Origin of the sequence: Azospirillum picis, from assembly GCF_017876115.1 — a bacterium.
GTDB classification, from domain to species: domain Bacteria; phylum Pseudomonadota; class Alphaproteobacteria; order Azospirillales; family Azospirillaceae; genus Azospirillum; species Azospirillum picis.
Genome location: NZ_JAGINO010000040.1, coordinates 1 through 12,985 on the forward strand (window position 1 = coordinate 1; position 12,985 = coordinate 12,985).

At 67.8% G+C, this 12,985-nt stretch carries 9 protein-coding genes; 1 reads left to right on the top strand and 8 read right to left on the bottom strand.

Annotated features, from left to right (window positions below; translation table 11 throughout):
• The first annotated feature begins 138 nt into the window (after positions 1-138).
• A protein-coding gene (locus tag J2850_RS30465; RefSeq protein ID WP_209991009.1) for an IS5 family transposase occupies positions 139-944 on the top strand; the annotation gives its coding sequence in 2 pieces (ribosomal slippage) (positions 139-466 and positions 466-944; 807 coding nt in all).
• Here the strand turns inward: J2850_RS30465 and J2850_RS30470 are convergent.
• The 8 genes from J2850_RS30470 to J2850_RS30505 all read right to left on the bottom strand — a co-directional run bounded on the left by J2850_RS30470 (position 941) and on the right by J2850_RS30505 (position 12,963).
• On the bottom strand, positions 941-1,225 hold the full coding sequence (locus J2850_RS30470; protein WP_209991011.1) for a hypothetical protein: 285 nt from the start codon (positions 1,223-1,225) through the stop codon (positions 941-943). The two genes, J2850_RS30465 and J2850_RS30470, sit on opposite strands and share 4 nt — an antisense overlap.
• An 8-nt stretch (positions 1,226-1,233) precedes the next feature.
• Positions 1,234-2,931, bottom strand: coding sequence for an SPRY domain-containing protein (locus J2850_RS30475; protein WP_209991013.1), 1,698 nt, complete (start codon positions 2,929-2,931; stop codon positions 1,234-1,236).
• Positions 2,931-3,794 carry a hypothetical protein gene (locus J2850_RS30480; RefSeq protein ID WP_209991015.1) on the bottom strand — a complete coding sequence of 288 codons (864 nt, stop codon included), beginning with the start codon at positions 3,792-3,794 and terminating at the stop codon, positions 2,931-2,933. The genes J2850_RS30475 and J2850_RS30480 overlap by 1 nt, the downstream gene beginning before the upstream one ends.
• On the bottom strand, positions 3,791-5,305 hold the full coding sequence (locus tag J2850_RS30485; RefSeq protein ID WP_209991017.1) for a hypothetical protein: 1,515 nt from the start codon (positions 5,303-5,305) through the stop codon (positions 3,791-3,793). Before J2850_RS30485 ends, J2850_RS30480 begins: the two co-directional genes overlap by 4 nt.
• Positions 5,306-5,309: 4 nt before the next feature.
• Positions 5,310-11,708 (bottom strand): tape measure protein, encoded by a 6,399-nt coding sequence (locus J2850_RS30490; RefSeq protein WP_209991019.1) that lies wholly within the window; start codon positions 11,706-11,708, stop codon positions 5,310-5,312.
• Between the two features lie 60 nt (positions 11,709-11,768).
• Positions 11,769-11,966 (bottom strand): hypothetical protein, encoded by a 198-nt coding sequence (locus J2850_RS30495; RefSeq protein WP_209991021.1) that lies wholly within the window; start codon positions 11,964-11,966, stop codon positions 11,769-11,771.
• Positions 11,967-12,022: 56 nt separating this feature from the next.
• Complete coding sequence (locus J2850_RS30500) at positions 12,023-12,385, bottom strand: hypothetical protein (RefSeq protein WP_209991023.1); 363 nt, start codon at positions 12,383-12,385, stop codon at positions 12,023-12,025.
• A 98-nt stretch (positions 12,386-12,483) separates the two neighbouring features.
• Positions 12,484-12,963 carry a hypothetical protein gene (locus J2850_RS30505; RefSeq protein WP_209991024.1) on the bottom strand — a complete coding sequence of 160 codons (480 nt, stop codon included), beginning with the start codon at positions 12,961-12,963 and terminating at the stop codon, positions 12,484-12,486.
• Positions 12,964-12,985: the final 22 nt, after the last annotated feature.

Genomic DNA, 12,985 nt, shown 5'->3' on the forward strand with positions numbered 1-12,985 from the left:
ATCGAACCCGCAACCGTCATCGCATGGTCGGCGTGGAGGCGATGCCATCAAGCGCTCGCCTGCCAAGCCCACCGTACAAAAGCGCAACTGTAATGTTAGAGCGCCTAACGAAACTGGCGCGGAGCTGTTGGGAGGGGTATGGCAGCCCCTCTTGTATCCGACGCCCTTTGGGCCATCGTTGAGCCGCTGATCCCGCCTGAACCGCCCAAGCCGAAAGGCGGACGGCCGCGGCTGGATGATCGCGCCGCGCTGACCGGCATCCTGTTCGTGCTGCGCACCGGCATTCCTTGGGAGTTGTTGCCCATGGAGATGGGCTGCGGCTCGGGTATGACGTGTTGGCGCCGGCTGCACGAGTGGCAGCAGGCCGGCGTCTGGGAACGGCTGCATCGCGTGCTGCTCGACCGGCTCGGCTACGCCAACGCCATCAACTGGGATCGCGCGGCGGTGGACAGCGCCAGCGTTCCGGCAAAAAGGGGGGCGAGGAGACCGGCCCAAACCCGACGGATCGCGGCAAGCCGGGTTCCAAGCGCCACATCCTCGTCGATGCCAACGGCATCCCGCTCGCCCTGAAGATCTCGCCAGCCAACCGCCACGACAGCAAGCTCCTGGAGGCGCTGGTCGATGCCGTGCCGGCGATCCGCCAGTGCGCCGGCCGACCACGACGGCGCCCGGCCAAGCTGCACGCCGACAAGGGTTACGACTTCGCCCACTGCCGCCGGGCGCTGCGCCGGCGAGCGATCATCCCGCGCATCGCCCGGCGCGGCATCGAGAGCAGCGAACGCCTGGGGCGGCACCGCTGGGTGGTCGAGCGCACGTTGGCTTGGTTCGCCCGCTTCCGCCGCATCGCCGTCCGCTACGAACGGCGCGCCGACATCTTCACCGCCTTCCACCACATCGCCGCCAGCCTCATCTGCTGGCGCTTCGTCCAGAGATGGTTCTGTTAGGTGCTCTTAGCCCGCTTGCCCAGGATCAGCGTTTTGCTGCGGTCGTCGGTCGCCACCGACACGCCGCCGATGGTGATGCCGGCGACCTCCTTCTGCCACCGCAGCTCGGTGGCGGCAACTTTACGCGCGGCCTTCACCTCAGCGAGCGGGATCGGCTCCACGTCCCACACACGCCGGATACGCCCATGCTCCGGCTCCGGGTAATCGGTGTATGTCGATGCCTGCCGCTGCATGCTGGCATCGATCTTGGGGACCTGTTCAAAGATCGGAAGATCGGTCATGGCTCACCTCACGGCAGATAGGCGAAGCCCGACGGCGCGGAGTAGCTCCAGGCCGAGGGGGATGTGCGCAAATTGCTCGCGCCGCCGCTGCCGCCGAACGACGTGGCAATATACCGGGCAACGCCAGTCGTGGCAGTGAAGGCGGGGTTAGCTCCAGATGCCGGATCACCGCTGGACTGCCAGATGCCATTCTTCGAGAACCAAAGCTTTCCCGTAGCGGTGTCGAAGGCCACGCCAATTACATCGCCCGTGGCGAATGTCGCGCCAAAACCCACCCCAGACCCGCCATTGAACTTCTGCCCAACATTACCGTACCCATACCCGCCACTCGTTGAGCCTACATAGCCGGTCAGGATGGCTGCGGCATCGGTAATGCCAACCACCAGAGAACTCCCGCCAGTGGTTACATATTCCTCCCAATAGAACTTGCCGGTCGGGATTGATGGCGCCGCCCTCACTATGTTGTCGCCACTCGCCGTCGAGGCAGCCGTCAGGTTCCCGTTGCTGAGTGTGATCGAAGCGGCCTTATCTGACGTGCTCCACGCTGTACCGCTATACGGCGATGCCCCCAAGGAGTGCCATGTGGTGCCGTCGCTTACAATAACGGTCCACTGCTTTGCGGACAGGAATAGTTGCAAACCACCGGAATTTGAAACGAGGACTGCGGAAGAACTTGCGCCCTCATTCGATATGCCGACAGTGAAACCGCTTGGAAAGCCTGTCGCGCCGGGAAGAGTGACGGTCAGAGAGGCCGCGCAAGCGATGAGGGCTTTATCGTCGGCGGTCGTCAGGGTGCAGTTGGCCGACTTGGTGAGCACGGACGCAAACAGGCTTGGGGTTGCAGGCGCTACCAGCGCGCGCCCCGACGCGCGGTTGTAGCTCACGCACCTCCAGGAGCCTGACCCGAGGCTTTCGAACTCGGCCGTGTCGCCCGCCGCCGTGACGATGCTTGCCCCGCCAGGAAGGATCAGAGACGCGGCGTTGTGTGTCAGGGTCAGGGCGGCGGAAAAGGTGACGTACCTGCGGCTGCCGGACTGCGCCGTTCCGAGCGCCGTAATCGTCGCGGTCCCGGTGATGCGGACAGCGTTGCCGGCCGCGGTGCCGATGTCAGTGGTCGCCGCGGATGCCAGGGTAACGGCGGTCTCGTTGATTGCGCCCGCGGCATTGCCCCCGGTGATGCCGCCGGTTGCGCCTGTATCTCCCTTGTCACCGGACCGCATAAAGCCCAAGGCCACGGGATCGCCGGCAGTAAACCCGCCAGGGCCGGCGACGTAAAGCACCGGCACCTTGCTGTAGCCAACGCCTGCCGTCACCGCTCCGGTCAGGGCGAACAGCACCCACTTCGACTGGTCGGAGCGATGGGCAATGCGCAGCAGCCCCTTGATAGAGGACGTGCTGTCGTCGAATAGCCCGATCACCGCCGATACGTCGGTACCCAGCGCGTCGGCAGTCGAAATGAAGAGCTTCGTCGTGGTGGACGCTGTCGCCGCGTTGCCTCGCAGCTTGCCGGTGCCAGGGTTGGCATCGGCAGTGCCTGCGTCCCATCCGGCGATGAAAGCCGGGACGGCGCCGCCAATGCCGGCGGCCCGGTTCGTCATCTCGCTGATGACGTCATCCCAGAACGTGTCCCAGTTCTCGGCATACTTGTACCCGTCGTCCCCGGAGAAGTCGGAGAAGGTCCAGTCGGTGCCGTTGAAGGTCGCCATCAGATCAGTTCCTCGGCGGTGATGCCCCAGCCGTAGCGGCGGGGTTTGGTGGCGGTGGTGGTGGTGATGCCCGTGGTATCGGTCAGGGCCGCGTAGATGGTCCGGCGGAAGCGCACGGCCGGGGCATCATCGGGGTCGTAGACCAGCAGGAAGTCGCCGGACTTGCCGAGCTGCCGATCGATCTCGAAGCCGGTCGTCATGGCATCCCGCTCCGTCATGTGCTCGAAGGTGATCGACACCTCGCGGTAGCCCGGCAGCTTGCGGACGATCCGCCGGCCGCCGCGGGTCCGCCGGGCTTCGCTGGGATCGCTCGGCTTGATCTTGACGCCGAAGGCCATGGACTGCGTCCAGACTTCGCCGGCCATGAAGCGCCCGGCTTGGAGATAGCCGGCGGCGTTGTCGACATCCGACAGGTATGTGAAGAGATAGCGGCCATAGACGGTCGACGGCGCGACATGCAGGTCGACCAGCCCACCGGGATAAGCCTCGGTGTCGATGCCATCGAAGGGGAAGGCTCCGAATGGCCGGGCTCCCCATACTTCGGTTGGCGTCCGCATCCGCTGCCAGCCGGTGTCATAGACTGGGGTGCCGGCGTTGGTCGGGCTGTTGGTTACGACGTGCCGACGGCGGGCCACCGTGCTGCCGTTGTGGTTGAGGATGGCGAACATGCTCAACGGCGTCAGCCGACCAAGGTCGCACCGCCACCATGTCGAGGCTTCCGCCGTGTCAGCGGAGCGGGTCAGTTCCATGACGTCCTGAGTGGCGAGGTTGCCGAGTGATAGACCACCCGTCTCCACCCAGGACCCGCCGGTATAAGCCCCGGCGTCGGTCGGCTTCTTCCACAGCACATGCAGCGGCTTCATCCCAGCACCGTCAGCTTCATGGTTTCGTCATCGGCATCCCGCTCGATCTCCAGCACCAAGCCGAGCCAACCGGCAGAGAGGCCATAGCGGGAGTCGGTCAGGCGGATCGTGTGGCCGACCGTCAGGCCGGGGGTCAGCGGCACCACCGCCTCGAATGCCTTGCGCTTGGCGGCATGGAGCGTCAGCCGCCTGTCCCGCTCGGCGATGGCGTCCGCCTCGGCGTCGAAGAGGGTGTTCGCCTCTTCATCGGTGGCCAGCAGCGAGGCTTCAGCGGCGGCGGCGTTGGTCGCCACAGCGGTCCAACGGTATTCGTTCTGGAAGGCTTCGGCGTCGGCCGGAGTGACGTTGACCCGGTCGAGGTCCGACGCGGTGAAGGTCACGCCGAAGGGGCGATAGCCCAGCTTCAGCGACTTCATTCGGCGGTCCACCGACCGCGGTGTCAGGTCGATGACGTCCCTCTCGCCGAAGACGAAATCGGCGGTCGTGGCCGGTCCATCGTAGCGCCCGAGCGACAGCAGGCGGTCCTCGCCGAACCCCCAATAAGCTCCGACCGAGTCGGCAAGCTGGTCGATCACCTCGCGTACCTTCGGCACGCTGGAGCCGTCGCACCAGTAACTCAGCACCGCCGGCTGCAACGTGTTCATGGCGGTGAAGGAGGCATCCAGCAGACCGGCACCCGTCACCGTCGTCATGCTGGTGACCACATGGCGCACCAAGTCGGCGAAGCGGTAAATCCAGGCGCCGGACACCCGCACCCCCTCGGCGTCGATGGTGAAGCGTCCATCGGGATCCTGACTGAGCCGGATCAGCCCGGCCGCCTTGGCGGTGGCGACGTTGTTGCCGGTCAGCGGGGCGGCGACCAGCGCCGCGTAGGACGCGTAATCGCCGACCGGTACCGGGTAGGCGACGCCCTTGTCGCGGGCTGCCAGCAGGGTGGAGAAGCCCAGCGGGTCGACCATGTAGACGTTGTTGATCGCGTCGATCAGCACCGGCTCGATCTGCCGCCGCCGACCGATCAGCCAGGGCTTGTCCCGGCCCTTCAGTTCGCTGGTGCCGTCGATCCCACCCGCCCCGCTGAACTGCCCCCGGCTCGCCGGCACGTCCAGCAACACCAGCAGGTCGCGGAGCTGGATTTCGATCTCGTCGCCGGGCACGAGCTGTTCAGCGGCACCCGAGAAGAGCACGGTGAAATCGGCCAGTGTCGGCCGCTCCAGCGGGGTGTAGCGGATCTCCACCAGCCGCCCGTCCCAGTCCAGATCGGACAGCCAGTCGAGGCCGCCGTCGTCATTGGCAAGCGTCGCACTGCCGAAGCTGGTCTCGGAGAAGCCACCCACCGCGGAGCCGTCGAACAGCGAGCGGCGAACCTGCAACGGCGTCTCGATGCGACGCACGAAGTAGGTGTTGGACGGGCTGTCGCCGGGCTCGGAGGTGAAGCCGAGGTCGGAGAAGAAGAGGGGCCGCACGGCGCCGAGGGTGGCGTCGTACGGCTCCACGCGCATCAGGTAGGGCATGGGATCACCCGTTTACGGTGCGGCGTTGACCGACCGGGCTGGCGGAGCGGTCGAGGCGCTTGGCAAGGCTGGAGATAGCCGACACCGTCTCGTCGTCGCCGTCCTCAATGGCGCCGAGGATACGCTCCAGCACCGCGACGGCCCGGTCGAGCCGCTGCTCCAGGCCGGCGGTGTTGATGACGATCGGCGGAATGCTGGGTGCACGCAGCGCGGTGACGTTGCCGGACCACCGGTCGTTGGCCGCCCGAAAACGCCGCGCCATTGCCATGGACGTCTCGTGCGGATAGACCCGCTCGCCGCCGGCCATCCGTACCAGTTCCGGTCCACGCTCGCCCACCCAGGCAAGGCCCGGCGGAGCGGAGTCGGTCCCCACCGCGAAGCCGTTGATCCTCCACGCTTGGCCCATCTGCGTCAGGATTTGGCGAGCGAGCGCCTTCGTCTCGTCCGATTGCGTGACGATCCAGCGCTGCCACGCCCCGGTCCCGAAATCGCCGGTGTACCCGGTCTGCAGTGCGAGCTGCTTGTTGGTCTCGACGCTTTCCGCCGCCCCCCAATTGCGCGGTGCGAGCAGAACCAGCGGCGCCAGGGCTTTGAGCATCTCGGTGTGGCTCTGCTCGGCTACGGCCTTGAGATCGGCGAGGGCACCGTATTGCCGCTGCCCCATGCTGGCGGCTTCGGCGCGCTGTCGCTGCAGCTCCGCCAGCATGCCGTTCGCCGTCTTGAGCTGGTCCTGGGCGGTATCCACCCCCTGTGCCTGGAGACCACCGAACTCGGCGAAGACCTGCCGCACCCGGTCATAGTCGCTGGTGTCGGTCGAGCCATAGAAGCCCTTGGCGAGCTGCACCAGCGTCGGCCCGAGCTGCTGCAGGGTGGCCATGGCCGCCAATTTCTCAGCCTCGCTGGCGGTCGCATCCTTGGCCGTGGTGTATGCCGCCTCGAACTGCCGGCGGGCTTCGGCCAGCCGATCCCTGGCATTCAGCGGGCTGTTGTCGTTCACCGCCAGGGCGTCATAAGCCTCCCGGAACTTCTGCACCGCCTCGGCACCTGCCTGGAGGCTCTCGACCAGCGCCTGCTGTGCGCTGATCTGCTGGTCGTAGGCGGCGAGAAGATCGGTTTGCGCCAACTGAAAAGCCTTGGTCGCCCGCTCGGCCGCCTGCACCTGCTGGAGCAGCGTCGTGTCGTAGCCGTTGGCCTTGGCCTGAGCCAGTTCGACCGCTTGCTGCTGGTCGAGCGCGGTCAATCCCGCCATCCTGTCGTTGCCGATCGCGGCGTACATCCGGCTCTGCAGGTCGGAGGCGTAGGCGGCCTGTTGCGCCACCCGCTCAGTCGTGGCGGCATTGTCCTGCCACGCCTGGGTCAGGTACCCGACCGCAGTGGTCAGCTGGTCTGCCGTCAGGTAGCCCTGGGCGAATGCGTCGGCCAGCGTGGCATAGGCGTCCCGCTCGGCGTCGATGGTCAGCGTGCCCTTGCGCGCCGCATCCTCCACACCGGTGATGGACTTGGCCAAGCCGGCGATGGCGGCGTGCGTCTCGTCCAGGCCGAGGCTGCTCAGCCGGTCGAGCGCGTCCATCTTGTACAGCGGGTCGACCAGCTGCTCGATGGATGCGGCACCCTGCTGCCGCACCAACCCGATGGTCTTGTTGTAAGCGTCGACAGCCTTTTGCGTGTAGCGGACCGCCAAACCCGAGATGTCGGCCGCGGTGTAGCCCAGCGCCTGCAACGCCGGCCTGAACTGCTCGAAGTTGATCTCGGCCTGCTTGGTCGCCGCGGCCATGCCCTGCAGGGGGTGGATGGCAGGGCCGAGCCCCATCATCGCCTCGATGCCCTTGCGGGCGGCAGCGGTCAGTTCGCCTTCGGTCGCCAACCCCAACTCGCTGGCCTTGTCGCGCCACTCGACGATGTTGGTCTTAACCTGCTCACCGATTGCCTTGGCGTTTTCGGTGAAGGTCTTCAGCAGGTTGTTCGTCGGGTCCAGGCTCGCGTTCATCACGTCGAGCTGCTGGCGGAAGGTCGAGGCGAAACCCAGGTCACTGGCCAGGCCCTCGGCCGTGGTGGCCTTGGAGGTGTCCAGCGCCTTGCGCACGTCGTCGTTAGCGCCGGTCAGCTGACCGGTGCTGATCAAGCCCTTCAGGCTTTCGCGCATGTAGAAGGCGATCGCCTCGCCCTGGTCGGTGAACTCGGCCCGCTGCCCGGCCTTGTCCCCAACGGTCGGGGTCACATACCACTTGCCGCCCTTGGCGAACTGCTGCAGCAGGGCCGTGTTGGCGCCGTCGCCCCCGGTGACCTTGGCGCCGATCCCGCCGACCACCGTGTTCATGGCAGCCGCGACGGCATCGGTCACCTGCTGCATCTGTGCAGGATCGGCACCGTTGTCGGCCAGGGCCTTGTCGCTGCGAAACCCGCCCTTGCCGTCCAGGACCACGTTACCGGAACTGTTGGGGCCGACCGTCTTCTTCGCCGTCCCCAACAGCCCCATGATGCCACCGACGACGGCACCGATCGCAAGACCGATGGGGCCTCCCATGGAGCCAAGGGCCAAGTAGGAGAGGTAGGCGGACCCTGCGCCGAGCGCCGCACCCGACAAGCCGCCCACGGCCTTGCTGTTCGTGGCTGTGCCGAGCATGCCGCCGAGCATGCCGCCGAACGCGCCCGCTCCGGCCGCGCCGGCGTAAGCGGACAGGCCAGTCCCGGACGCAACACCTCCCGCGGCGCCCCCGGATGACCCGGCAGTGACCGTCGGCGATGCCGTGACGGCCAAGCCTGGATTTGCCGCCTGCAGCATCGCGGTCTGCGATGCCAGCACCTCGGCCGACGGCGTCAGGACCGTCTGACCGGCAAGCGTCGTCGCAGGGCTCCCGATGCCGAACGCGCTGTAGCCGACATTGTCGATCAGACCGCTGACACCGCCTGACCCGCCGATCCCCAGCTTGTCCATCGCCCAGCCGCCGGCCTTCGACAGCCCGGCGTTGGTCAGGCTGCCAATCAGGCCGCTGCCGTTCTGGTTGGCCCCCGCCCCCGCTGGCGCCTGGGGGCCGAACAGACCGGGCGCCGCCCCTACCACCTGGGTGACGATAGGCAGGACGATATTGGTTTCCAGCGCCGCGACGGCGATCCGCTTGAAGATCGCCTTGAACACGTCGACGATGCTGGTCGCCTTGTCCGGGTCCATCAGCCGGTCGTAGAGCGCTTCCGAGATGTCGCCGGAGATTTCCTTCGCCGTGGCCTGGACTTCCTTCAGGAAGTCGACATAGGCGCGGGTGTCGGCGATCTTCTCCTGCCACTCCAGCCATTGCCGGGCGCCGTCCTCGCCCAGTTCCGCCACCTTGCGGGCGGCTTCCTGCTGGTTGCGCAGGGTGGTCAGGGCCCGCTCGCGCACCGGCTCCGCCTGCCCCATCAGCTGCAGCTCGCGCTCCGCCAGGGCGAGGTTGTCGTTGGCGGCCCGGCGTTCCTGCTCCAGCCGGTTGTTGTCGTTGGCCGCCCGGTTCTGCCGGTAGGCCTCCATGGCGTCGTTCAGCGCCTTCTGGGCTTCGGTGCCGGCGACGGTGGCGTCGGTGCCGAGCTTACGGATCAGCGCGAGCTTGTATTCCTCCTCCTGCGCCACACGGACGGCAGACCCACCCGCTGCCATGGCCAGGGTCAAGGCGTTGGTGTTGGCCGTCTCGAGCTGCAGGCCGCGGACCGTCTCGTTGCGGACCTGAACGATGGCCGCTGCCTCTTCCCGGCGGTTGGCAGCCTGTACCGCGGCGACGTTGCCGTTCGCCTTCGCCGCCTCCTGGGCCAGCTTGGTGGCGTAGGTCGCCTGCCGCGTCGCCGCCTCACCCAGGCCGGCCGCCTGCGCCATGACCATCTGGGCATCGGCTGCCAGCAGGATGTCCTTGGCCGCCTGCCCGGCGGCGGCACCGGCTTCGGTGATGGCGACGGAGTAATCCTGCGCCGCGTTGGCTTCGGCCGCCTTCCGGTCGACGCCGCGCGCCACCATCTGCTCGACCGCTTTCTGGCGGTTCAGCTCGGCGGCCAGGGTGGCGTTGCCGGAGGCCTGCGCCTTGGCGATCTGCTTGTCGAGGTCGAGCACCTTGGCGCGGGCAGCGGTGGCGGATTGGACGCGCGCCGTCTCCAGCTCCTGCGCCTTGCCGAGCAGGGTCAGGTATTCCGGGCTGGCGGTAGTCAGCGGCGCCCTGCCCTCCTTCTCCCGCTGCTGGTTGATCTGTTGCAGGACGGTCAGGGCGGAGCGGGCGGCACCCTCCGCGACGCCGAGCTGCGCCATCTCCCGGTTCATGTCGGCGACGGCCGAGGCGACCGGGTCGATCTTCAGCTTCAGGGCGTCCATGATGCGGGTGACCTGATCCGCACTGGTCCCGTAGGTGCGCAGGAAGCCGGCGCCGGCCTGGAGCGCCTGGCCGAGTGCCGTCACCGCCTTCTCGGTCTGCGCCTGCTCGTTGGTCATCAACTGGCCGGACTGGACGGTGAGGCCTGCCTGCTTCAGCGCGTCGCCCGTGGCGGCGCTCAACCGCTGGAACGCGCTGGTCCCACGCGCCAGCTTGCTGGCCATCTCCAGCCCTACGGCGTCGCCGGTCATCTGGCTGACCGACGTCATGCCGTCGAGCACGGCGGCCGTGGCAGCCACCTCCTTACGGGCGGCGGCAAGCTGCGCCTCCAGCTTCTTCAGGCCGGCATCACCATCGCCGAAGAGGGTCGAGAACATGCCGGCCGTGCCGCCCGCTTCCGACGGATCGGCAGAGGCGCGCTGCTCGGCGATCAGCGCCTGGAGGGTCGCAACCTTCTGTGCTGCGGCGGCAGCGGCGGCCTGGGCGGCGCTCAGTTCGTTGCGCTGCTCTTCCCGCAGCTGGTTGGCCCGCTCGCGCGATGCGCCGGTCAACTCCTCGATCCGCCGGCGGCCTTCGGTCAGGGTGCGGTTGTAGGCCTCCTGCGCCTTGTCGGCATCCGAGGTCCGGGTGGCCAGATAGGTGACCGCAGCGCCCGCCGCCAGGAACGCCGCTCCCCAAGGACCACCGACCAGCGCCAGCAGCGACGACAGCCCGTCCTTGGCACGCGACAGCAGGGTTGCGGCCACGGTGGTCCGGGCGATGGCGCCGGCCTGCGCCTGGGTGGCCATGGTCACGGCGGCGGTGGTCTCCGCGACGCGCAGGTCCGCGGCGGCACGCGCCGTGCGGGCGGCGGTCAGCGCTTCCTCGGCCTGCATCAGGCGGGCGGTCTTGCCGATCGCGCCGTCGAGCGCCACCGCGGCCTCGTACTGCGCGGCGCGGGCGGCCAGATCGGCACGCGCCTTCGCGGCGGCAGCCTGGGCGGCGGCGAGATCGGCGGATGCAGCCTGTGCGGCCGCAGCAGCGCCAGCCCGCAGCGCCGCCTCCTTCTGGAGGATGTGGCCGGTGTTCTGCACCAGCTCGGTGCGGAGGGCGACCTGTGCCTGGACGAACTGCAGCCCGGCCGCCACCGCCGGCACCAGCCCGCGCGCCACATAGACACCCGCCAGGGCGGCACCCACCGTTGCCGCACCGGTGGCGACCGTCGACAGGTTGTCGGCGAGCGCGGTGATGCCTTCGGCCAGCTTCCGGGTGGCGCCGGTCGCCTCGTTGGCTTCGCCGATCGCCTTGGTCATGGCGTTGCGCAGCCGCTCCATCGACTGCTCGACGGTCGGAACGGTCGTCTCGAACTCGGCATGGATCTTCGGGATCTGCGATAGGAAGGCGTCGAAGAACTGCTTGTTGCTGATCCTGCCGTCGTTGATCAGCTGCTTCAGGCGGCTCGTGGACCCTCCAGCTTCGTCGAGGCCAGCAGCAACCGCCTTGGCGATGCGTGGCGCACCGTCCATGATCGAGTTGAATTCCTCGGCCTGGACGCGGGCGGAGCCGAGCAGCTGCCCGAGCTGCTGCATGGCGCCGGCCGCCGCCTCGGCGCTGGTACCGGAGACGGCAAGCGCCTGGGCGACGCCGCCGGAGAAACGCGTCAGCTGCTCCTGGCTGGCTCCCAACTCGCCCGCCGCCTGGGAGGCTTTGCTGTAGACGTCAACCACCGACGACATGCCGACGCCCGCCTTCTGGGCGGCGGCGAACAGTTGCTCCTGCGTCGCCTTCAGCTCGCCGGCGTCGCTCGACACCAGGCGCAACCGATTGCCGACCTGCGTCCAGGCATCGGCGTAGTCGAGCGCCTTGGCCGTCATGGCACCGAGCGTGCCGACACCGAGGATGGCGGCGAACTGGCCGAAGCGCTGGGCGATGGCGGCGGTGGAGCGGTTGACCTGCTCCATCGCACGGTCCATCCGGCTCAGCGAGGTGGTGACCGACTGTTCGGCACGCGCCACCGACTGCTCGGCCGAGCGCATGCCGCGGTCGAGCCCGGCCGAATCGGCGGTCAGCGAGACGGAAAGGCCTTCGAGTTCAGCCATGGGCAGGTTCCGAACAGGGGAAAGGCGCCGCGGCAGAACCGGGCGCCCGTCGGGACGATCTCAGCTCGTCGGCTTCCGGTAGCGCGGACTGCTCCGGAGGATGGCGATGAGCCGGTCGGCGGCTTCTTCCTCGGAGGCGGCAGGAGGTGTTTCCTCCTCCTTCGCGCCCCAAGGGTTGGTCTTCTTCAGGAAGTCGACCTTCCCGTCCAAGGCCAGCTCGATCTCCGGGATGGGGGTGTCGTAGAAGACATCCGGCACCCAGCCGAGCCAGCCGGTCGCATACCTGAAGAGCTGCTCCAGGTAGGCGTCGAGGGTCAGTCCTCGCCGTTTCCCTCGTCGTCCTCGGCATCGGAGTCGTCATTGGCCAGCATGCTGTCCGGCCGCTTGCCGCCGTTCATCAGGATGACGACGAACTCGATCAGGCTGGGCGCCAGATCGCTGATGCCGGCGGCGAAGATCTTCTCGTTCAGCCCCTTGGCCGCCTCGCCGCGGATGCCGGCACCGGCCGCGACGACGAAGGAGGCGGCGGCGATGTCCTGGCTGGCCAGGCGCGGCACCGCACCCTGCAGGCCTTCGAAGTTGGTGGAGATCGCCAGGGCGGCCCGCGGGGTGGGCTTCAGCACCACCTTCTCGCCGTTGAGGGTGATGGTGACGTTGTTGGCGGTGAGCTTGGACATGGTCGGGACCTTTCATGGATGGGGTGCCGGGGTGTCGGGAAGAAGGGCGGGCGCCGCCCCGACAGCAGTGCCCGCCCGCTCTCGGCCGAGAGAGCCGGTCAGGCGCCGGTGGCGCGGGGGCCTTCGATGATGAAGCCGTCGATGCCGACGTTGATCACGGCCTTCGTGACTTGGTTGGCGTCGCCGAACTGGTTCTTGTAGGAGAAGATCTTCGCCGGGAAGCAGAAGCGGGTCGGCTTGGCACTGGCGCCGGCCGGCTTGTCGTTCAGCTCGACCTTGATGTTGACGTTCTCGTAGCTGTCGAGACCGGCCAGCACGTCGCCCTGGCCCTCGTCCTCCGGGTTACGGGCCACCGTGATCGAGAAGGTGCCGTTGTCCAGCGCGCCCTTCAGGCGGTGGACCACACCGTCATCGATGGTGGTGTAGGTGACTTCCTGGTACTGGGCGCCGAACTCGCCGACGTCCAGCAGCTGACCGACGCGGACCCAGGTCAGCGCATCGTATTCGGACAGCGTGTCGCACTCGGTGCCGGCCTCGATAAACACGCGCATCTTTGCGGTGGAAATGGCCTTGGCCATGGGACGCTCCTTTCAGGCATGA

Bases quoted from the DNA above. Each gene is read 5' to 3' on its own strand.
- J2850_RS30500 (WP_209991023.1), bottom strand. From the start codon at position 12,385: ATGTCCAAGCTCACCGCCAACAACGTCACCATCACCCTCAACGGCGAG.
- J2850_RS30470 (WP_209991011.1), bottom strand. From the start codon at position 1,225: ATGACCGATCTTCCGATCTTTGAACAGGTCCCCAAGATCGATGCCAGC.
- J2850_RS30485 (WP_209991017.1), bottom strand. From the start codon at position 5,305: ATGCCCTACCTGATGCGCGTGGAGCCGTACGACGCCACCCTCGGCGCC.
- J2850_RS30480 (WP_209991015.1), bottom strand. From the start codon at position 3,794: ATGAAGCCGCTGCATGTGCTGTGGAAGAAGCCGACCGACGCCGGGGCT.
- J2850_RS30505 (WP_209991024.1), bottom strand. From the start codon at position 12,963: ATGGCCAAGGCCATTTCCACCGCAAAGATGCGCGTGTTTATCGAGGCC.
- J2850_RS30490 (WP_209991019.1), bottom strand. From the start codon at position 11,708: ATGGCTGAACTCGAAGGCCTTTCCGTCTCGCTGACCGCCGATTCGGCC.
- J2850_RS30475 (WP_209991013.1), bottom strand. From the start codon at position 2,931: ATGGCGACCTTCAACGGCACCGACTGGACCTTCTCCGACTTCTCCGGG.